The 18918-nt window shown below is 63.5% G+C and carries 21 protein-coding genes, 1 tRNA gene and 2 pseudogenes; 14 read left to right on the forward strand and 10 right to left on the reverse strand.

Annotated elements, in window-relative coordinates; genetic code table 11:
• The first annotated feature begins 8 nt into the window (after positions 1-8).
• The 6 genes and pseudogenes from ACM1PE_RS14855 (at position 9) to ACM1PE_RS14880 (ending at position 3665) form a co-directional block, all read left to right on the forward strand.
• Entirely contained in the window at positions 9-1274 is a 1266-nt protein-coding gene (locus ACM1PE_RS14855; protein ID WP_033982398.1) for a thiolase family protein, read from the forward strand.
• Between the two features lie 100 nt (positions 1275-1374).
• Positions 1375-1599 (forward strand): annotated as a pseudogene (locus ACM1PE_RS14860) (glutaredoxin domain-containing protein); the annotation flags it as partial.
• A 69-nt stretch (positions 1600-1668) separates the two neighbouring features.
• Complete coding sequence (locus tag ACM1PE_RS14865) at positions 1669-1950, forward strand: DUF427 domain-containing protein (protein WP_046092728.1); 282 nt, start codon at positions 1669-1671, stop codon at positions 1948-1950.
• A gap of 170 nt (positions 1951-2120) precedes the next feature.
• Complete coding sequence (locus ACM1PE_RS14870) at positions 2121-2387, forward strand: hypothetical protein (RefSeq protein ID WP_103243974.1); 267 nt, start codon at positions 2121-2123, stop codon at positions 2385-2387.
• A gap of 198 nt (positions 2388-2585) precedes the next feature.
• A complete protein-coding gene (locus ACM1PE_RS14875) occupies positions 2586-3080 on the forward strand; it encodes a Dps family protein (protein WP_018429639.1) in 495 nt (164 codons plus the stop codon).
• 51 nt (positions 3081-3131) lie between these two features.
• On the forward strand, positions 3132-3665 hold the full coding sequence (locus ACM1PE_RS14880) for a peptide-methionine (S)-S-oxide reductase (RefSeq protein WP_103243975.1): 534 nt from the start codon (positions 3132-3134) through the stop codon (positions 3663-3665).
• Between the two features lie 998 nt (positions 3666-4663).
• Here ACM1PE_RS14880 and ACM1PE_RS14885 read toward each other — a convergent pair.
• Positions 4664-5344, reverse strand: a complete 681-nt coding sequence (locus ACM1PE_RS14885; protein ID WP_199416583.1) for an NADPH-dependent F420 reductase — start codon at positions 5342-5344, stop codon at positions 4664-4666.
• Complete coding sequence (gene bdcA / locus ACM1PE_RS14890; protein ID WP_026227545.1) at positions 5337-6050, reverse strand: SDR family oxidoreductase; 714 nt, start codon at positions 6048-6050, stop codon at positions 5337-5339. Before bdcA ends, ACM1PE_RS14885 begins: the two co-directional genes overlap by 8 nt.
• Positions 6051-6121: 71 nt before the next feature.
• Here bdcA and ACM1PE_RS14895 point away from each other — a divergent pair, with 71 nt between their 5' ends.
• Positions 6122-6715: a TetR/AcrR family transcriptional regulator gene (locus ACM1PE_RS14895; protein WP_018429645.1), complete on the forward strand. Its 594-nt coding sequence runs from the start codon at positions 6122-6124 to the stop codon at positions 6713-6715.
• Between the two features lie 333 nt (positions 6716-7048).
• Here the strand turns inward: ACM1PE_RS14895 and ACM1PE_RS14900 are convergent, their stop codons facing one another.
• Positions 7049-7324, reverse strand: a complete 276-nt coding sequence (locus ACM1PE_RS14900; protein WP_103243978.1) for a dual specificity protein phosphatase family protein — start codon at positions 7322-7324, stop codon at positions 7049-7051.
• Positions 7325-7403: 79 nt separating this feature from the next.
• Here ACM1PE_RS14900 and ACM1PE_RS14905 point away from each other — a divergent pair.
• Positions 7404-8158, forward strand: a pseudogene (locus ACM1PE_RS14905) (IS3 family transposase); the annotation flags it as partial.
• Positions 8159-8189: 31 nt separating this feature from the next.
• On the opposite strand, the gene ACM1PE_RS14910 reads toward ACM1PE_RS14905, so the two are convergent.
• Positions 8190-8274, reverse strand: a tRNA-Leu gene (locus ACM1PE_RS14910).
• A 382-nt stretch (positions 8275-8656) separates the two neighbouring features.
• On the opposite strand from ACM1PE_RS14910, the gene ACM1PE_RS14915 reads away from it, so the two are divergent.
• Positions 8657-8941, forward strand: a complete 285-nt coding sequence (locus ACM1PE_RS14915; RefSeq protein ID WP_103243979.1) for a helix-turn-helix transcriptional regulator — start codon at positions 8657-8659, stop codon at positions 8939-8941.
• Here the strand turns inward: ACM1PE_RS14915 and ACM1PE_RS14920 are convergent.
• The 3 genes from ACM1PE_RS14920 to guaB all read right to left on the reverse strand — a co-directional run bounded on the left by ACM1PE_RS14920 (position 8907) and on the right by guaB (position 13629).
• A complete protein-coding gene (locus ACM1PE_RS14920) occupies positions 8907-10163 on the reverse strand; it encodes a tyrosine-type recombinase/integrase (RefSeq protein ID WP_151690346.1) in 1257 nt (418 codons plus the stop codon). The two genes, ACM1PE_RS14915 and ACM1PE_RS14920, sit on opposite strands and share 35 nt — an antisense overlap.
• Positions 10164-10457: 294 nt before the next feature.
• Positions 10458-12050, reverse strand: coding sequence for a glutamine-hydrolyzing GMP synthase (gene guaA / locus ACM1PE_RS14925; protein ID WP_059373213.1), 1593 nt, complete (start codon positions 12048-12050; stop codon positions 10458-10460).
• 118 nt (positions 12051-12168) lie between these two features.
• A complete protein-coding gene (guaB, locus tag ACM1PE_RS14930) occupies positions 12169-13629 on the reverse strand; it encodes an IMP dehydrogenase (protein WP_059373216.1) in 1461 nt (486 codons plus the stop codon).
• 190 nt (positions 13630-13819) lie between these two features.
• Here guaB and ACM1PE_RS14935 point away from each other — a divergent pair, with 190 nt between their 5' ends.
• Positions 13820-14461 carry a DUF2239 family protein gene (locus tag ACM1PE_RS14935; protein WP_419343680.1) on the forward strand — a complete coding sequence of 214 codons (642 nt, stop codon included), beginning with the start codon at positions 13820-13822 and terminating at the stop codon, positions 14459-14461.
• A gap of 99 nt (positions 14462-14560) precedes the next feature.
• On the opposite strand, the gene ACM1PE_RS14940 is transcribed toward ACM1PE_RS14935, so the two are convergent.
• A complete protein-coding gene (locus ACM1PE_RS14940) occupies positions 14561-15154 on the reverse strand; it encodes a LysE family translocator (protein WP_419343681.1) in 594 nt (197 codons plus the stop codon).
• Between the two features lie 118 nt (positions 15155-15272).
• Between ACM1PE_RS14940 and ACM1PE_RS14945 the strand changes: the two genes are divergently transcribed.
• Positions 15273-16223, forward strand: a complete 951-nt coding sequence (locus ACM1PE_RS14945) for a GlxA family transcriptional regulator (protein WP_419343682.1) — start codon at positions 15273-15275, stop codon at positions 16221-16223.
• A gap of 108 nt (positions 16224-16331) precedes the next feature.
• Positions 16332-16712: a DCC1-like thiol-disulfide oxidoreductase family protein gene (locus tag ACM1PE_RS14950; RefSeq protein ID WP_059373224.1), complete on the forward strand. Its 381-nt coding sequence runs from the start codon at positions 16332-16334 to the stop codon at positions 16710-16712.
• Positions 16713-16770: 58 nt separating this feature from the next.
• Here ACM1PE_RS14950 and ACM1PE_RS14955 read toward each other — a convergent pair whose 3' ends face one another.
• Both ACM1PE_RS14955 and ACM1PE_RS14960 read right to left on the reverse strand, forming a co-directional pair.
• Positions 16771-17040 (reverse strand): hypothetical protein, encoded by a 270-nt coding sequence (locus tag ACM1PE_RS14955; protein WP_059373226.1) that lies wholly within the window; start codon positions 17038-17040, stop codon positions 16771-16773.
• A 122-nt stretch (positions 17041-17162) separates the two neighbouring features.
• Positions 17163-17882, reverse strand: a complete 720-nt coding sequence (locus ACM1PE_RS14960) for a carbonic anhydrase (protein ID WP_251879707.1) — start codon at positions 17880-17882, stop codon at positions 17163-17165.
• Between the two features lie 193 nt (positions 17883-18075).
• Here ACM1PE_RS14960 and ACM1PE_RS14965 point away from each other — a divergent pair, with 193 nt between their 5' ends.
• Both ACM1PE_RS14965 and ACM1PE_RS14970 read left to right on the forward strand, forming a co-directional pair.
• Positions 18076-18261 carry a hypothetical protein gene (locus tag ACM1PE_RS14965; RefSeq protein WP_059373231.1) on the forward strand — a complete coding sequence of 62 codons (186 nt, stop codon included), beginning with the start codon at positions 18076-18078 and terminating at the stop codon, positions 18259-18261.
• Positions 18262-18416: 155 nt separating this feature from the next.
• Positions 18417-18917, forward strand: coding sequence for a hypothetical protein (locus ACM1PE_RS14970; protein ID WP_419343683.1), 501 nt, complete (start codon positions 18417-18419; stop codon positions 18915-18917).
• Position 18918 lies beyond the last annotated feature (1 nt).

Raw genomic sequence — 18918 nt, forward strand, 5'->3', positions numbered from 1 at the left:
AGATCATCATGAGCCGCTTTGCCGAACCCGTCTTCATTGCCGCTGGCCTTCGGACGCCTTTCGGCCGCGGCGGAGGCGCGTTGGCTGCCTACGATGCCATCTCTCTGTCCGTGCCTGTCGTGCAGGCGATGGCGGCGCAGGCGGAGCCTGATCTCCTCGTCTGGGGAACCGTGATCCCGAATTTGGGCTGGAGCAATATTGCTCGCGAAACCTGGCTTGATGCCAAGCTCAATCCGACTGTTCCGGCGTTCTCCGTCGTCCTGGCATGCTCGACCAGCATGACGGCGACCTTCGCTGCGGCAGGGATGCTGGGCGGAGGAACCGACCTCACCATGGTCGGCGGGTCCGAAGTCATGAGCCGGCCGTCAATCGCCCTGACGGCCGATGCATCGAAGCGGCTCACCGACCTCTTTGCGCAGGATGCGACCGCCGCGCTTGCCGCCCTCCAGTCTCTGACTCCACGAGACTACGTGCTCCCCACAAAGGGCTGGGCAAACCGGATCACCGGAAGGACGATGGGTGATCATATGGAGGAGACCGCCAAGGCTTGGCGGGTCTCGCGCGTCGCGCAGGATGATTGGGCGCTCAAGAGCCACCAGCGGGCAGTCGCTGGTTGGGAACGTGGCTTCTTCGACGATCTCGTGATTTCGCTGCCTGAGCTGGCGCGCGATGCGAACCCGCGCGCCGATACGTCGCCCGAACGGCTGGCCGCACTCAAGCCCGCCTTCGATCGCGACAGCGGGAGGGGAACCCTGACCGCCGGCAACAGCTCACCGATTACGGATGGAGCCGCCGGGTGTTGGGTCGCTACCGAAGCCGGTGTGGCGAGACTCCCGGCGGGCACCCCCTACGCGCGGCTCGTCGACTACGAGATCTCTGCCGTCGATCTCCACACCGAGGGCCTGCTGATGGCGCCCTCCTATGGCATTCCGCGCCTGCTCGCGCGGCATCAACTCAGCTTCTCCGACATCGCACTCTGGGAAATCCACGAAGCCTTTGCAGCCCAGGTCCTGGCGAACGTCGCGGCCATCACCGATCGGGAGTGGGTGCGCGCGACAGCCGGTGTCCAGGCGGCTATGGGCGATTTTGACTGGGACCGCGTCAATCCCAATGGAGGCTCGGTCGCCCTGGGTCATCCGTTCGGCGCTACAGGCGCGCGCGACCTCAGCCAGGCGGTGAAGGAACTTTGGGCCATGCCGCCCGGATCGCGCGCAATCGTCAGCATCTGCGCCGACGGCGGTCAAGGCACAGTCGCCCTCCTCGAACGCGGCTGACGGTAGATCAACGCCATGACAGCGATCCGCTTCCAACTGTCGGAGACGCGATATGACAACTGATGTGCTGCTGTACATCACGAACTGATGCCCGTTCTGCCGCCGGGCGAAGATGCTCCTCGAGGAGAAGGGCGTGCAATGGAAGGAACTCGATATCGAGGCGGATCCGGTTCACCGGCAGGCCATGACGGAAGCGTCGGGTCGAAACACCGTGCCGCAGATCTTCATCAACGGCACGCATGTCGGTGGCTCCGACGAGCTTTTCGAGCTCGATGTCAGAGGCGAACTCGACAAACTCCTGGGGCGCACGCCGCCCGCCATCTGAGGGGGTGCGGCCTTGGGGCAGACAGCCCGCAAGCCCCGTGCCGGTTGATGAATACGAAAGGAGAGTCCGTTGGTCTCAGCTATCTGGAATGACGCCACCATCGCCACAAGCAACGAGACGGTCGTCGTCGAGGGAAACCACTACTTCCCACCGTCGGCAGTCGATTTTGGCCTGCTTGAGATGAGCCCGCACACGTCCGTCTGCCCGATCAAGGGCACCGCGCGCTACTTCCATGTGCGTGTGGGAGACGCGCTCAACGTGAACGCAGCCTGGACCTATCCAGATCCGACGCCAGGCGCCGAGGGCATCCGGGATCATATCGCCTTCTGGAAAGGCGTGGAGGTTGCGTAGCAGGCGGACAGGTGGCGGCCTCAGCGCCATGTGCAAGCGCCCGCGGGACGGCTTTTCCGCCCATCCCAGGCCGCGTCGGCTACAGGGCTCCGCCCCGGACCTTCTCCGCGGACTGGCGCCGAGGGCCTCGGACCCTTGGGCTTCTGTCGAATCAAGACGACTGGATTGAGATGGAGCATGCCGAGTTCGATGCCGCCTTCGCGGAGCTTCCCGAGGGATACAGCGAAGGCGCCTACGAAGGCCGGCGTTTCGGCGTGACTGTCCGGCGATCCGGTGACGGACGTCGCAACAGCCTGTTCGCCAGGGAGTTGGCCGGGACCGACATTGTCAGCTTCAACCTCTATCGCGTTACATCAGATAGAACATTGCTGAAGCCGTGCGAGATGTCCGCCGAAAAGGTCGTCGCGTTCGTGCTGGATTTCCGACCGGCCCCCTGACGGGCAGGTGGAGGTCCCGGCCGACCGGTCCGCCTGCGACGCCCGGCCCCCCAAGACTGCGCATGTCGCTCAAAGGTATCGAAACTATAGCCACCGGCCATTGGACTTCGTCTGGCAATGAATTCATCTTCTATACATCGCCATCCGTGGGGGAATCGGTGCTGGATCCCGTGTAGCCAGATTGAGAAAGTCTAAGCGATGACGAACAACAATGCCTCCGCCCTTCCGACACCTTCTGATCTTGACGAATGCGCGGCGATGACTGTCGCCGACGCTCTGAAGATCATTCTGGCGAACAGCTACGCGATTTACCTGAAGACAAAAAATTTCCACTGGCACGTCTCCGGACCCTACTTCAGGGACTATCACCTGCTTCTTGATGAGCAGGCCGCAGAGATCCTCGCCGTCACCGATGCGATCGCCGAGCGCGCCCGAAAGACGGGCAACACCACCATTCGATCGATCGGCGATATCGCGCGCCACCAGACGATCAAGGACAATGATGCTGAGTTCGTGACACCGCAGGACATGCTGGGCGAGCTCCGCGCCGACAATCTCCACATGGTCGAGTCGTTTCGCCGCGCAAAGGACGTCGCGGACAAGGCGAAGGATAATGCGACGTCCGGCCTGATCGATGCCTGGACGGACGAGGCTGAGCGCCGTGCGTGGTTCCTCTTCGAAATCAGCCGCTAGCGCTTTGCCGGGCAAACCTACGTCAGGATTCACGCCTCGGCGTGGGAGGTGATGATGGCGAAGGCCGGCTTTGGAGGGGGATGCCATTGGTGCACAGAGGGAGTGTTCCAGGCGTTGCGCGGCGTCGCCCAGGTCGACCAGGGCTTTGTCCGGTCGGACGCGCCGGCAGATACCTGGTCAGAAGGGGTGATCGTCACCTTCGATCCATCGGTTATTCCGTTGGCGACGCTGTCCGAGGTGCATCTCAGAACGCATTCCGCTGCCAGGGCCCGCTCGCCTCGCAGCAAGTACCGCAGCGCGATCTACATCTTTGAAGAGAGCCAGCGGCCGGAGGCCGAACAGGCGATCGTCCGCTTCGCCGGCGCGTCTGCCAAGGCGGTGCACACCCTGGTCCTCCCGTTTAAAGGTTTCAGAGCGTCGGACGAGCGTTACCAAAACTACTATCGAACCGACCCGAGCAGGCCCTTCTGCCGCCGCTACATCGATCCCAAGCTGGATCATATCCGACGGCACTTTTCGGAACTGGCGCTCCCTGAAGCGAACCCGACTGTCCGGCAAGTCATCGATAGCGGTGATGGTTCGTAGTTCTAATGCGGCTCCGCGCTGAAGCATTCGACGAGTTCGCGCGCAATGAGACCTTGATTGCCATGCTCCATACGGCGTTCCCCGGAATCGGCCATGTCCGCCGCAACCCTGTCGGATACGCCTGGGTTGCTCTCAACTACACCAACCGCGACCCCAACTGATCATCGACAGCGCGGTGCGCCTATTCGGCCCATCTTCGGACTGACGGTCGGCAGCGTTCCGGTTAAGCGGCTCGCCGCGGAACAGCGCGGTAACGCCCGTAGCCAACCTTGATCAACAGTCCTTCCTCGCACATCCTTGTTAAGTAGCACCGAGGAATGCCGACCTCCGTCAAATCACGGGTGCGGACTTCGCCTAGCTTCTCCGCCAACATCACTGCGCGCTCTCGGAGATTCGGCATCGGCCCGCCGGCAGCGACAATCCTTTCTGCTCTCAGTCGATCACGCTTGCGCATCTTGACGGCGGGCCTTTGGATATGATTGAGGGGAATCGGCAGATCGAAGTTCGCATTTTCACCGACTCCGGCGAGCCACGCTTTTTCCTACGCCATGGCGCGATACTGTGCGCTGGCGTGCGATGTTTCCCTACGCTACGATCCGGTGCGATCCTGTTGGCTTGGCCAGCGCAGGGCCGCAAGAGCGATCGAAGGCAGGCGTAGAATAGCGTTACGTACCGAGCTCGCCCACCCCTTCAGCGCGCCCGTCGCATAATCGGTGGCCATGGCGTGGAAAGACAGGCGATCGGCGGCGCATTTCGGCTTCGCGCCAGCAGCGGTCATTACCGACTTGGCTGAAAGGCGACATTCCGCTCTTCACACAGACTCCCGCTTTCAGTCGAACACCGTAGGCCTTGTCGGCGGGATCGCGGATCGCTGCTGCCCTCTCAGCGATACCGACCGCGGCAGGCGCAGGCCGACATGAACGTGATGCCGGCGCGGGCGAGAGAACGGCGAAGACCTCGTAGGCATGGGCGGTGTGGTCGGGCAGAGGCAGTCTGCCCTATCTCGGTGGGAGCGGTGTCGCCTTGGCAAGGTTCGCAATCAGCGCGGGACGCGTTTGATGGTCGTGCGCGTGCCATGCGGGCTGACCCGGAGCGCTCCGCCAGGACTCGCTAAGCGGGCTGTTGTCCGCCGTGTCGAAGCCGAACTGGTCGTACAGTCGCGTGACCAGCGCCACCGCTTCGGGATAGTCGCTCGACACCGACAGCGCGTGCCGCCCCGGCGTGCCAGCGGGCCGCGCCGACAGCAACAGGCGCGGTGCCTGGATATGCGTGAACGCCCTCGCGACCTTGGACGTTGGCAGCTGGTCCTGCCGCAGTTCGTGCTCGGTCTTCGCGCCGGTATCGACGAGGGCATAGCGCCCGTCGCGCCACGGCATATAGTTGTTGGTGTCGAGCACGATCTTGTTCGCCAGTTGCGCCACGGGCATGTCGTTGACCAGCTTGAGCGGGACCGCGATCACGACGAATTCTCCCGCCTCCGCCGCACCGGCAGCGGTCGCGGCGCGGGCAGGCGGCCCGAGCTCCGCGACCAGCCCGGCCAGGGTTTCGGGCCCCCGCGAGTTGGCGATGACAACCCGATAGCCGTTGGCGATGGCGGCGCGGGCAATCTGGCTGCCGACCTCGCCCGCGCCGATGATGCCGATGGTGGTCATCGGCGCGGGCGAGGTCGGATCAGGCACCGAACGCGCCGTCGATGGTGTGCATGGCGCCCGTAACGAACCCCGCCTCCGGGCCGGCGAGGTACGCCACCATGCCCGCGACTTCCTCTGGCCGGCCGTGGCGCTTGATCGCCATGAAGCTGTGCAGCAGCTCCTTCATCGGTCCGTCCGCCGGATTGGCGTCGGTGTCGATCGGGCCGGGCTGCACCACATTAATCGTGATCCCGCGGGACCCGAAGTCGCGTGCCAGCCCGCGCGCCATCCCTTGCAGCGCAGACTTGCTGAGCGCGTAGGAGGACATGCCTGGAACGGGCATCCGGTCGCCGTTCACCGATCCGATGACGATGATCCGGCCACCCTGGGGCATCTGGCGCGCGGCCTCGACCGAGGCATGATAGGGCGCGTGGATATTGATCCGGAACAGCCGGTCGATTGCGTCCGGATCCTGCTCCAGAGAATCGCCGAAAACACCGATTCCGGCATTGACGACCAGCACGTCGAGCGCGCCACTGTCCTTCACGCGCGCGATCACCGCGTCGCGATCCGCGCTGTCCGTCTCGACAGCGGTGCTGCCCGTTTCGGCCGCCAGCGCGTGGGCCGCGTCAGGCGAACCGGAATAGGTAAAGGTCACCTTCGCACCATCTGCCACAAAACGCCGAACGATCGCCGCGCCGATCCCCCGACTGCCACCCAGCACGAGAACGGATTTCGCCTCAAACACACCCATCGGACTTTCCTTGATCAATAACTTACGACTCGCTACATAAACGACTTGAAACACCCGTCAAGGTATTTGTAGTGGTTCATACAAAATTATCCCGCGCACGCGGCAGACCGCGCCTGTTCGACCCGGACGAAGCGGTCGCGACCGCCCAGCGGCTGTTCCATTCGCGTGGCTATGATGCCGTCAGCATCGCGCACCTGACTCAGGCGATCGGGATAAACCCGCCCAGCTTCTATGCCGCCTTCGGCAGCAAGGCCGAGCTCTACAGCCGCATTCTCGATCGCTATGCCGGTACCGGCGCGATCCCGCTGTTCGATCTGCTGAACGCCGATCGCCCGGTCGCGGAATGCCTCGTCGCGGTGCTGGAAGCGGCGGCGCGGCGCTATGCCGCCGATCCGGACGCGGCGGGGTGCCTCGTTATCGAGGGTGTGCGCTGCACCGACCGCGAGGCACGCGAGGCGGCCGGAACGTTCCTTGCGGCGGCGGAGGAGGCGATCCATCGCTTCGTCGCCGCGCGCCATCCCGAACAGGCCGAGCGCGTGACCGACTATATGAGCACCGTCATGGCCGGCCTGTCCGCCAGCGCTCGCAACGGGCACGATCTCGATCGCCTGCTCGCCGCCGCCCGGCTCGCCGGGGCTGGTCTTGAGCAGGTGGTTCGCGGCTAATCCGCAAGCTCGGCAAAATGACCAGGACGTTATCGACCGGAAAGGTTGGTCGCGAACACCGCGTCGCGCTGCCGCTTCAGCGTTTGCGTGCCATCGGAGTTGGACACCTGGATATGGCCGATGGGCAATGCGCACTCCGCCAGAAAAGACTGAAGCTCCCGGGCATGTCAGCTTATCGTGCGGACGCGAAGCTGACATGCTGAAGGTCCGAAACGAGTCACTAGCGGAACTTGGGTTCAGTGCCGGAAGCGGACACTCCACGCGAGTCGGTCACAAGTAGGCTCGCGGCTCCCGCTCCCGAAAGGTCATCTTTGGAACAGCTCCGAAAGTGAGCTAGCCATCCTGCAAATACTTCGCCCAATTCAGCCGCACATAGTCCGCCATGCCCTGAGCAGGTGCGTACGGCGGGTAGAGCCTCCGAAACGCCAACAGTGCGGCAGCGGGATCTTGCGACCCCAGCGCGTCCGTGTGTTTCAGTAGATAAAGCAACGCAATCGAGGGCGACCGCGAGAGGCCCTGGTTGCAGTGAACCAGCACTTTGAACTCGCCGATGTGACGGTCGATCGCGCCGAGCGCCGTATCCACGATGATAGGCGCGATGAAGCTCACCTGCGCGACATCGACTGGTCTGCCCCCTGAAAAGTGGTCCTCCCTGAATTAGGCTTTCGAGCCTTTGGAGGATTGAGCGATGGCGCAGAAGAAGCACAAGCCTGAAGAGATTGTCTCGAAGCTTCGGCAGGTCGACGTTTTGGTGTCGCAGGGACGGCCGGTAGCCGAGGCGATCCGGGCGATCGGGGTGACGGCATTCACCTATTATCGCTGGCGCAAGGAATTTGGCGGCCTGAAGAGCGACCAGGTTAAGCGGCTGAAGGATCTCGAGAAGGAGAACGAGCGGCTGCGCAAGGCGGTGTCTGACCTGACACTGGAGAAGCTGATCCTGAAGGAAGCTGCGTCGGGAAACTTCTGAGCCCCGCCCGGCGCCGGCGCTGTGTCGAGCACGTCAGAGCCAAGCTCGGCGTATCGGAGCGGCTGGTGTGCCGGGTTCTGGGGCAACATCGATCCACACAGCGCAAGATGCCGATGGCGCGAGCCGAGGAGGCGGCCCTGACCGCCGACATCGTCGAACTCGCCACCCGCTATGGGCGCTATGGTTATCGTCGGATCACGGCCTTGCTGCACCGGGCGGGCTGGGTGGTGAATATGAAGCGCGTCGAGCGGATCTGGCGGCGGGAGGGGCTCAAGGTGCCGTACAGGCAGCCGAAGAAGGGCCGCTTGTGGCTGAACGATGGGTCCTGCATTCGGCTGCGGCCGGAATATCCCAACCACGTCTGGTCCTACGACTTCGTCGAGGACCGCACCCATAACGGGCGGAGGTTCCGCATGCTGAATGTGATCGATGAGTTCACGAGGGAGTGCCTGGCGAGCCGGGTGAGATTCGAACTTTTTGGCCGTCGGTTTACCTTGAGATTAAAGGTGGTGCGGGTGGTCGGAATCGAACCGACACTCCTCTCGGAACCGGATTTTGAATCCGGCGCGTCTACCAGTTCCACCACACCCGCACATTTGCCGCCGATTCTAGCCGACGCTCTCTGCACCTATACTGCACCTAGAGCGAAAAACCGAATATCGCCAGCCTCTTTTCCTTCCTTCTCAACCCCCTGAAAACACGCCGCTTTCAACTCGTCGTGTTTTTCTGTGGATTGGTAGACAAACCACTTTTTGAAGGGAGTCGTGTCTACCGCAGGCGTCGGCGTTGTTGCAGGCCCCACACGTTTCGAGCTTGTCCATCAGCGCCTGTTCGCCCCTATGCTGCTCCTAGCAGTCAGGAAGAACCCGCCGATGTGTACGCTATAGCCCGAAAACACCGCAATGCGTTTCGAAGGGGCTTTCACTATCACCATCTATCATTCTCAATCGCCTCAGCAATGAAGGAGATTGAGAATGGCAAAGATCGAAACTACACAAATTCGGAGAACAATCCGGCGGCAACAGTTGCGAGAGATGGTACCGATGGCCGACAGCACAATTTATGAAATGGAGCAGCGTGGCGAGTTTCCCCGCCGGTTCGCGCTCTCGCCACGTTGTATCGTATGGGACCTGGCCGAGGTCGAGGCTTGGCTCACGGCACGGCGGGCTGCGCCGATCCGGCGTGCCCAACATCCTGATGTTTCCAAGCGTAAATCCCGCCCGGTCAAAGGGCGGGATCCAGTTCCATCAAGGGCATAGCTTGCGGCAAAAGCGCGGGGGCATACTTCCGGCCATCGATCCAGGCGTCAACGGTATCCGCCCACTGCTGCATCATATGCCGACGCTGCACCTCATACTCGGCCTTGTTATAGACGCCGCGCGACGAACGCCCGTCCTCGTGCGCCAGGCACTTTTCGATCCAGTCGCTGTTAAAGCCCAGCTCATTTAGCAGCGTCGATCCGGTCCGCCGCAGATCATGGACCGTGAATGGCTCCAGTGGCAGCCCCTCCTTCTTGGCTCGCTCGACGACCGCGTAGGTGATCCGATTGAACGTCGCGCGAGACATTGGCGCGTCCGCGTCGTACCGGGACGGCAAAAGATATCGGGAGTTGCCGGAGCAGGTCTTAAGCGCGATCATGATGTCTAACGTCTGTCGGCACAAATAGACGTTGTGCGGCTTCGAACGCTTCATGCGCTCCTTCGGGATGGTCCAGACGGCGTTGTCAAAATCGATCTCGTCCCAAACTGCATCCTGCAACTCGCTCTTCCGGACCATGGTGAGGAGGTAGAGCTTCATACCGAGGCGGATCGTTGGCAAAGTCGCAACATGCTCGAGCTGCTTGAACATGATGCGGATCTCTGCGGGCGAGAGCGCGCGGTCCTTCGGCGTAAAGGTAGCGATCGAGGCTGGACCGACGTCATCGGCCGGATTGGCGACCTTCTCGCCGTGCAGAATGGCAAAGCCGTAGATCTGCTTGAGGATATCCCGCACATGGATAGCAGTTGCAGGCGCACCCCGTTCGACGATCTTGCCGCAGTGAACGCGTAGATCATCCGGTGTGATCTCCGTCAGGAGACGATTTCGCCAGACGGGCATGAGTTCGCGTTCGAAGATGGAGCGACGCATCGCGCGCGTGCTGTCGGCCATGGTCGCGTTGGTCAGCCACTTCTCGCCGAATTCGCCGAAGCTCTTTGCTTCCTTGATCCGGCGTTTCTCCCGCTGCTTCTCGATGGCGGGGGACCGCCCCTCGGCGATCGCCCGACGGGCGTCGATGCATAGCTCGCGAGCCCTGGCGAGCGATATTCCGTTACGGGCATATCTGCCGAGATAGACGGTCTCTCGCCTGCCGTTCAGCCGATAGTCGAGCCTGAACGAGATGGCGCCCGACGGCGCGACGCGCACATACATGCCGTCACGATCGGATACCTTGTACATTTTCGCTTTTGGTTTCAAGCACTTGAGTGCTGCGTCGGTCAACATTTCGGGCCTCCTTGCGGAAAAGTACCGTCACGCGGTTTTTGAAGGCCAATGGCGCTGAAAACTATTATATTTCAGTGCGTTAATTCGAAAAAAGTACCGTCATTGGCCTCATTTGACCTGACGGTACTTTCGTTTTTCCGGTTGATCAATGGGGGCGAGGCCCGTCAGCGAGGCCGCCGGACATGATCTATGCCCACCGATAGATGCCGATAGCCAAAGGATAGATTTATTTTTGATTTCAGTAGCTTAGATCGTACCGCAGCGTAAAATCGGCGGCGTTCGGATGGGCCTGAATCATTCCCACTCGATCGTCGCCGGCGGCTTGCTCGACACGTCATACACAACACGATTGATGCCGCGCACTTCATTGATGATGCGCGACGACACCCGAGCCAGCAACGGATGCGGCAGCGGCGCCCAATCGGCGGTCATGAAGTCAAACGTCTGCACCGCACGCAGCGCCACGACGTATTCGTAGGTACGCCCATCGCCCATCACGCCCACCGACTTCACCGGCAGGAACACGGCAAACGCTTGCGAGGTCAGCTCGTACCAGGTCAGGCCGCTGGCCTCGTCCTTGGTGTTGCGCAGTTCCTCGATGAAGATCGCGTCGGCGCGGCGCAGCAGTTCGGCGTACTCGTGCTTGACTTCGCCCAGGATGCGCACGCCCAGGCCGGGGCCGGGGAACGGGTGGCGGTAAACCATCTGCGGCGGCAGGCCCAGGGCCACGCCGAGTTCGCGGACTTCGTCCTTGAACAGTTCGCGCAGCGGCTCCAGCAGTTGCAGGTTGAGCGTGTCCGGCAGGCCGCCCACGTTGTGGTGCGACTTGATGGAGGTGGCCTTGCCGGTCTTGGCGCCGGCGGATTCGATGACGTCGGGGTAGATCGTGCCCTGGGCCAGCCACTTGGCGCTCTGCTGCTTGCCGGCCTGTTCCTGGAACACTTCGACGAATTCGCGGCCGATGATCTTGCGCTTGGCTTCGGGGTCGGCCACGCCGGCCAGCTTGCCCATGAACTGGGCGGTGGCGTCGACGTGGATGATCTTCACGCCCATGTTTTCGGCGAAGGTCTGCATGACCTGCTTGCCTTCGTCCAGGCGCAGCAAGCCATGGTCGACGAACACGCAGGTGAGCTGGTCGCCGATGGCCTTGTGAATCAGCGCCGCGGCCACCGAGGAGTCCACGCCGCCGGACAGGCCCAGGATGACTTCGTCCGTGCCGACCTGCTCGCGGATGCGGGCAACGGCTTCGGCCACGTAGTCGGGCATGTTCCAGTCGCCTTCGCAGCCGCAGATCTCGTTCACGAAGCGGGCCAGCATGGCCTTGCCCTGCACGGTGTGCGTGACTTCGGGGTGGAACTGGACGGCGTAGAACTTGCGGTCTTCGTCGGCCATGCCGGCGATGGGGCAGGACGGCGTGGAAGCCATCAGCTTGAAGCCCGGGGGCAGCTCGGTGACCTTGTCGCCGTGGCTCATCCAGACCTTCAGCATGCCGTGGCCTTCGGCGGTGGAAAAGTCTTCCAGGCCTTCCAGCAGCTTGGTGTGGCCGTGGGCGCGGACTTCGGCGTAGCCGAATTCGCGGTGGTCGGAGAAGCTGACCACGCCGCCCAATTGCTGCGCCATGGACTGCATGCCGTAGCAGATGCCCAGGACGGGCACGCCCAGTTCGAACACCGCATGCGGCACGCGCATGGAGCCTTCTTCGTAGGCGGAAGCGTGGCTGCCGGACAGGATGATGCCCTTCAGGCCTTGCGCCATCTGGTCGCGCACGAAGGCGTCGTCGACGTCGCCGGGGTGCACTTCGGAGTAGACGCCGGCTTCGCGGACGCGGCGGGCGATCAGCTGGGTGACTTGCGAACCGTAGTCGAGAATGAGGATGCGCTGGTGCATGGAGACTCTACCGGTAAAGAATAAAACCGCAGTAAATAAAACCGCACCGGCAGAACCGCTGATTCATGTTGCGGTTCTGCCGGTGCGCGATGCATGACATTGTAGTTGACTGTACGGATCAGTCGGCGCGGTAGTTGGGCGCTTCCTTGGTGATCTGTACGTCGTGCACGTGGGACTCGCGCACGCCCGCGGAGGTGATCTCCACGAATTCGGTCTTGGTGCGCATGTCGTCGATGGTGGCGCAGCCGCAGTAGCCCATCGAGGCGCGGATGCCGCCGACCAGTTGGTAAATGATGGCCAGGACGCTGCCCTTGTAGGGGACGCGGCCTTCGATGCCTTCGGGAACCAGCTTGTCGGCGTTGTTGGACGGATCCTGGAAGTAACGGTCGGCGGAGCCGTCCGTCATGGCGCCCAGGCTGCCCATGCCGCGGTAGGACTTGTACGAACGGCCCTGGAACAGCACGACTTCGCCGGGGGCTTCTTCCGTGCCGGCGAACATGCCGCCCATCATGCAGGCGAAAGCGCCGGCCGCCAGGGCCTTGGCGACGTCGCCCGAGTAACGGATGCCGCCGTCGGCGATCAGGGGCACGCCCGTGCCTTCCAGCGCCTTGGCAACTTCGGAGATCGCATGGATCTGCGGCACGCCCACGCCCGCGACGATGCGGGTGGTGCAGATGGAGCCGGGGCCGATGCCGACCTTGACGCCGTCAGCGCCGTACTCGACCAGCGCGCGCGCGGCGGCCGCGGTGGCAATGTTGCCGCCGATGACTTCAACCTTGGGGTAGTTCTGCTTGACCCAGCGCACGCCTTCCAGCACGCCCTTGGAATGACCGTGGGCGGTGTCGACGATAAGGACGTCGACGCCTGCCGCAACCAGCTTTTCCACGCGCTCTTCGGTGCCGGCGCCCACGCCCACGGCCGCGCCCACGCGCAGCTGGCCCTGGGCGTCCTTGCTGGCCATCGGGTGTTCGGTGTTCTTGACGATGTCCTTGACGGTGGCCAGGCCACGCAGTTCAAAGCCGTCGTTGACGATCAGCACGCGCTCCAGGCGGTGCTTGTGCATCAGGGACTGCGCCTCTTCCAGCGTGGCGCCTTCCTTCATGGTGACCAGGCGTTCCTGCGGCGTCATGATGTTGCGCAGGGGCTGGTCCAGGTTCTCTTCGAAACGCAGGTCGCGGTTGGTGACGATGCCGACCAGCTTGCGCCCTTCGACCACCGGCAGGCCCGAGATGCCATGCTGGCGCTGCAACGCGATGGCGTCGCGCACCTTCATCTGGGGGGTGACGGTGACCGGATCGATCACGATGCCGAATTCGTGGCGCTTGACGCGGGCGACTTCACGCGCCTGGGCGTCAGCGGACAGATTCTTGTGGATGATCCCGATGCCGCCCTCTTGCGCCATGGCGATGGCCAGGCGCGATTCGGTCACGGTGTCCATGGCGGCGGACACGAGCGGGATATTCAGGGTGATGTTGCGAGTAAGGCGCGTAGCCAGGGAAGTGTCGCGAGGCAGGACCTCGGAATACGCAGGCACCAGCAACACATCGTCGAAGGTGAGCGCTTTTTGTACGAGACGCATGGGTAACTCCGGGCGCAAAGCAAGATTATACGCCGCTTGGGTGTTTTGCCTAGGTGTTGACCCTAGGTTCTCGGGGATATTTCTGTACCTCAGGGTGGTGCTTTTTCCGCATCACTATTTTTACCCGGGTGTATTGACATCTATTTTTACCCGGATCATAATTCATTCACGAATTTCACCCGGATAAAACATGAGCAACTCAATCACCCCCCTCCCCGCCGATCCGCACACCGCCTTCGCCGGTCATCGCATTCTTGCCGCCGGCGCCCTCTCCGACGTGGCGCTCGCGGTCAGGCTGGCGATGGACGAAGGCCGCGACGCCACCATCCTCGTGTTCGACGACCTATCCGGCAAACAGGTCGATCTGGACCTCAGCGGAAGCCATGCCGCCATCGCGGAGCGCCACCGCGTCCGCATTGACCCGGCCGCCCCACCACCCGAAGCGCCCGCCGGCGCGGCCGATGACGCGCAACCGCGCGGCCGAGGCCGCCCCAAGCTGGGCGTGGTAGCGCGCGAAGTGACTCTGCTGCCGCGCCATTGGGAATGGCTGGGCGCGCAGCCCGGCGGCGCTTCGGTAGTCCTGCGCAAGTTGGTGGAACAGGCGCGCCGCGACAACGAGGCGCAGGACCGCCTGCGCGAGCGCCAGGAGGCGGCGTACCGGTTCATGTCCAGCATGGCCGGCAACCTGCCCGGTTTCGAAGAAGCCACGCGGGCGCTGTATGCCAGCGACCGCGAGCGTTTTACGCAGCAGATCGCCGCATGGCCCAAAGATGTGCGCGGCTACGCCATGGGTCTGGCATGGGGCGCGCCCGGTGAAGCCGCCGCGGACTGAGCCGTGTCGGGGCGCGGCCTGCGCAGGCCGCCCCCCCCCCAAAAAAAGCGGCCACGGGATTCCTCGGCGCACTTTCTCCAATGTTGCCGCTGGCTTGCATCACCGCAGCATCGGCCACAACGTCAGCGCCAGCAGCAATCCCATGCCGATGTTGAACCACTTCAGACGCCCCGGCTGCGCCAGGAATCCGCGCAGCGCCACGCCGAAGCCCGCCCACAGCGAAACGCTGGGCACGTTCACCACCGCGAACACCAGGCACATCCACGCCAGCGACGCCCAGGGCGCCGCGGCATCCACATAAACCGCAACCGCGGCCAGCGCGACGATCCAGGCCTTGGGATTGATCCATTGGAACAAGGCCGACTCCATGAACGTGAGCGGCCTGGCAGACGCCTGCCCCGCACCGATGGAACGCGATAGGGCTATGCGCCATGCCAGGTACAGCAGATAGGCCGCGCCCCCTACCTTCAGGCCTGCCGACAGGGCCGGCCAGGCGTGGAACAGCGCGCCCAGGCCCAGACCCACCCCAAGCAGCAGCGTAGTGAAGCCAACGGTGATGCCCAGCACCTGGGGCAGCGTCCGGCCGAAGCCGAAGTTGGCGCCCGAGGTCATCAACATGACGTTGCTGGGTCCCGGCGAAACCGAGGTCACGAAGGCGAATACCGCCAGGGCAAACAGATTTTCAAAAGACAAGATACGGCTCCGGCAAGGCGCGGCGCACGTTTGCGCTCGCGATCAGGCAGCCGCATTGTGAGTCCGGGCCGGCCTGATTAATATTGGCGGTTTTGACATCTTTGATAGCGTTCTTGCCATGAAGATCCAGATCCTGGCCCTGGAGGGCGTGTTCGATACCGGCCTGTCGGCCATCCTGGACGTGTTCACCACGGCCAACGAGCTGGCGCCGCTGCTGCCCGAACCGGTCCAACCGTTCGACGCGCGCATCGTCGGCATGCGCCGCAAGGTGCGCAGCGCACAGGGATTCGGCGTGCCCGTCTCGGGCAGCCCGGACCCGTCGGACCCCGACTGGCTCGTGATCCCGGCCATCGCCTGCAAGATGCCCGAAACCCTGCTGCCCGCGCTGGACCGCGCCGACGTGCGCGACGCCGGCCGCATGCTGCGACAGCGCGCGCCTGGCGCGAACACCGCAGCAGCCTGCATCGGCACCTTCGTGCTGGCGGAATCGGGCCTGCTGGACGGCCACAAGGCGACTACCACCTGGTGGCTGGCGCCGCTGTTCAGGCAGCGCTATCCGGCGGTGGACCTGGAGGACCAACGCATGCTGGTGCGCTCGTCGTCGCTGCTGACCGCGGGCGCGGCGCTCAGCCACATGGACATGGCGCTGTGGCTGGTGCGACAGGCCAGTCCGGAACTGGCCGCGTTGGTGGCGCGCTATCTGATCGTGGACCAGCGGCCCTCGCAGTCGGCCTATGTCATCACCGATCACCTGACGCATGCCGAGCCGCTGGTGCAGGCCTTCGAGCGCTGGGCCCGGGCGCATCTTGCGCAGGGCTTCTCGCTGGACGCCGCGGCGCAGGCGCTGGGCGCCAGCAAGCGCACGCTGGCGCGCCGCATGCAGGAGGTCCTGGGCAAGAGCCCGCTGTCGTTTTTCCAGGATCTGCGCGTGGAGCGCGCGGCCCATTTGCTGAAGACCAGCAGCCAGTCGCTGGAGCAGATCGCGGCGCAAGTCGGCTATGCCGATGGCGTCACGCTGCGCAACCTGCTGCGCCGGCGCCTGGGGCACGGCGTGCGCCAGATGCGCTGATATCCGCGCCTACGACGCGGGCGGTGGGCGCTGGCCGCGATATGCGTTTTAATCGGAAGCAAGAGGCAGGCGCGCCTTTCGCGCCCGCGCATTTCCACACGGTGCATCATGGCCATCGCAAAGAACTTCCTGCTCTACGACGGAGACTGCCCTTTCTGCTCGAACTACGTGCGGATGCTGCAACTGCAGAAGGCCGTCGGCCCCATCGATCTGCTGAACATGCGCGACCACCCTGATCTGGCGGTGGCCTACAAGGCGCAAGGCTACGATCTGAACCAGGGCATGCTGCTGCACCTGGACGGCCAGGACTACTGGGGCGCCGACTGCATCAACCGGCTGGCGCTGCTCAGCACGGGCAACGACCTGTTCAACAGCGTCAACGCGGCCGTGTTCCGCAACCCCTGCCTGTCGACGGCGCTCTATCCCTTCATGCGCACCGGCCGCAGCCTGGCGCTGACGCTAATGGGCAAGAAGAAGATGCAGATGTAGCCGCGCCGGCCGCTGAGCCGACGCGGGAACGGGATCTGATTAAAGACGGCGCGCCGCGCTACGCGGCGCCGACGGCTCTCGCCAAAGGCGCTGCGGCCGTTTCCGTGTGCACGCCCGCATCGGAACGGCGCCACCCCGAAGCCGGATCGCGCTTGTCGTGGAGATAATCCCAATCCGTGCCGCACACCGCACAGGTGTACGCTTCGTGCTGCACGCCGCGTTGCTGCTGCCCCGTCGACCGCACCACGCCCAGGCTGATCAGGTTGTCATGACCGGGCGCATCGCGCCGGTCCGTGACGATAGCCTCGCATTTTTCACACGCCCCCATGCCTCTTCCCCTTTCAGTATCCTTTCATCGGATATTACGAAGGGAAAAACGCTTAAAGCTCAGCAATTCTCACCATTGCGGGGCCGGCCGGCGCTGGAGTTCAGCCGCCCCCTGCGCTGGCGTCAAACCAATGTCACCTTGCCCGTGGCCAGGCTGTACACGCCGCCGACCACTCCCAACTTTTTCTGCTGCACCATCTCCTGCAAGAGAGGCTGCGCCGTTTTCAGGCGTTCGACCGTCAGTCGCACATTGGCCTGGACCGCCGCGGCCACCAGGTCTTTCGCGCCCGACTTGTCCGCAAGCTCGACGGCGGGCTTGAGCGCATTCACCAGCGCGGGTAGATGGCCCGGCAGTTCGGTCTTGTCCCTCCATGCCTTCACCGTCGCGTCCACCGCGCCGCAGTTGTCGTGGCCCAGCACCAGAATCAGCGGCGCGCGCAGGACCAGGGCGCCGTACTCCAGGCTGGCCAGGCCGTCTTCGTTCACGAAGTTGCCGGCCACGCGCACGATGAAGAGGTCGCCCGGCCCTTGGTCGAAAGCCAGTTCCGGCGCCACCCGCGAGTCCGAACAGCCCAGGATGGCGGCGATGGGCTTTTGCTTCACGGCGCGGGCGGCGCGTCCCGCGGAATAGTCCCGCATGTTCGGCTTGTTGGCGGCGTAGCGGGCATTGCCCGCCATCAGGCGCTTCAAGGCCTCGTCGGGGCCGATATCGTTTGACGGCACGGCGGCTTGGGCATCGCCCAGCCAGCCTGAAGCGCCGGCTGCGGCGATCGCTGCGGCGCCGAACAGCAGGCGGCGGCGGTTGAATTGCGGGGAATTGGCGAAAGAAGAACAGTCGCACATGAAGCTCTCCTGAAAGAAGAACATCCGGGAAACCAGCGCAGGACCATTGTGCTGCCGCGGCCTCTTCAAATGCTCAAACATCGCGCCGCCAGGATCAAAAAAAGCGCCGTAACCGCAGCTTGAGAAACACGGATGAGGGGCGTAATGTGGAAAAGCGGCATATGCCGCGTCACCTGCTTAATAGGTACGCACCATGACGCCCAACACTCCCCACCCCAATCCCTCCCACGCCGCGCCAGACGCGCAGGCCGACAAGGAACGCGCCCGCGCGGATCACCAGCATGAGGAAGCCCGGCGCAAGGCCCTGGTCGGCTCGCAGCACAAGGAAAACGTCCGCAGCGTCGCCGCGCCGCGCTACCACGGGCACCGCGGCGGATGAGGCTCGCGTCGGCTAGATTCCGTAACGTCTTGGAAAAACATCGAACTGAAATAAGCGCCTGAAAGTTGGACCATCTTGCGTTGGACTTTGGACGGGACCGAAAGGATGAGTCCCGGTCCGCACGCCCTGCCCTGAATGGTTTTCAACGACAAAGGATGCTTATCGTGATTCCGATCAGAAAGACAGCCGCCGCCTGTGCCCTGGGTTTGGGCATGCTGGCGGCGGTAGCCGGCCAGACCGTTTTTGCCCAAGCCCAGGCCGATGCTCCCGCGCCGCTGGCCACCGGCCTGACCGAATCCGGCAGCGCCGAGGGCCAGGTCATCGAAGCGGTGCGCAGCGGCGACATCCTGTCCATCAAGGTACGGTTCAAGCCCGTCGTCATGGGCAAGACGGAGATGCTCTATCCGCAGATCAGCAAGAGCGACTATGAAAACAGCTTCTACGTGGTCGCCGGCAACAAGAAGCATCTGCTGCTGAGAGACAGCAACGACAAGCCGCTGACCAATCCCAAACTGATGATCCGGACCGAGAAGGACGCCCCGATCGCCGGCTCCTGGCAGGGGAAGTTCCCCGCCCCGCCCAAAGAGATCAAAGAGGTCTCGTTGACGATACCTGGCGTCGAGACCTTCGACGCCATCAAGATCACCGACCGCTAGC

Source organism: Achromobacter sp. PD1, from assembly GCF_048541815.1.
Lineage (GTDB): Bacteria > Pseudomonadota > Gammaproteobacteria > Burkholderiales > Burkholderiaceae_B > Achromobacter > Achromobacter bronchisepticus_A.

Excerpts from the sequence above, each read along its gene's own strand:
- ACM1PE_RS14870 (WP_103243974.1), top strand. The coding sequence starts at position 2,121 with ATGGAGCATGCCGAGTTCGATGCCGCCTTCGCGGAGCTTCCCGAGGGA.
- ACM1PE_RS14935 (WP_419343680.1), top strand. The coding sequence starts at position 13,820 with ATGAGCAACTCAATCACCCCCCTCCCCGCCGATCCGCACACCGCCTTC.
- ACM1PE_RS14945 (WP_419343682.1), top strand. The coding sequence starts at position 15,273 with ATGAAGATCCAGATCCTGGCCCTGGAGGGCGTGTTCGATACCGGCCTG.
- ACM1PE_RS14920 (WP_151690346.1), bottom strand. The coding sequence starts at position 10,163 with ATGTTGACCGACGCAGCACTCAAGTGCTTGAAACCAAAAGCGAAAATG.
- guaA (WP_059373213.1), bottom strand. The coding sequence starts at position 12,050 with ATGCACCAGCGCATCCTCATTCTCGACTACGGTTCGCAAGTCACCCAG.
- ACM1PE_RS14965 (WP_059373231.1), top strand. The coding sequence starts at position 18,076 with ATGACGCCCAACACTCCCCACCCCAATCCCTCCCACGCCGCGCCAGAC.
- ACM1PE_RS14955 (WP_059373226.1), bottom strand. The coding sequence starts at position 17,040 with ATGGGGGCGTGTGAAAAATGCGAGGCTATCGTCACGGACCGGCGCGAT.
- ACM1PE_RS14880 (WP_103243975.1), top strand. The coding sequence starts at position 3,132 with ATGATGGCGAAGGCCGGCTTTGGAGGGGGATGCCATTGGTGCACAGAG.
- ACM1PE_RS14915 (WP_103243979.1), top strand. The coding sequence starts at position 8,657 with ATGGCAAAGATCGAAACTACACAAATTCGGAGAACAATCCGGCGGCAA.
- ACM1PE_RS14855 (WP_033982398.1), top strand. The coding sequence starts at position 9 with ATGAGCCGCTTTGCCGAACCCGTCTTCATTGCCGCTGGCCTTCGGACG.
- bdcA (WP_026227545.1), bottom strand. The coding sequence starts at position 6,050 with ATGGGTGTGTTTGAGGCGAAATCCGTTCTCGTGCTGGGTGGCAGTCGG.
- ACM1PE_RS14875 (WP_018429639.1), top strand. The coding sequence starts at position 2,586 with ATGACGAACAACAATGCCTCCGCCCTTCCGACACCTTCTGATCTTGAC.
- ACM1PE_RS14950 (WP_059373224.1), top strand. The coding sequence starts at position 16,332 with ATGGCCATCGCAAAGAACTTCCTGCTCTACGACGGAGACTGCCCTTTC.
- guaB (WP_059373216.1), bottom strand. The coding sequence starts at position 13,629 with ATGCGTCTCGTACAAAAAGCGCTCACCTTCGACGATGTGTTGCTGGTG.
- ACM1PE_RS14970 (WP_419343683.1), top strand. The coding sequence starts at position 18,417 with ATGCTTATCGTGATTCCGATCAGAAAGACAGCCGCCGCCTGTGCCCTG.
- ACM1PE_RS14960 (WP_251879707.1), bottom strand. The coding sequence starts at position 17,882 with ATGTGCGACTGTTCTTCTTTCGCCAATTCCCCGCAATTCAACCGCCGC.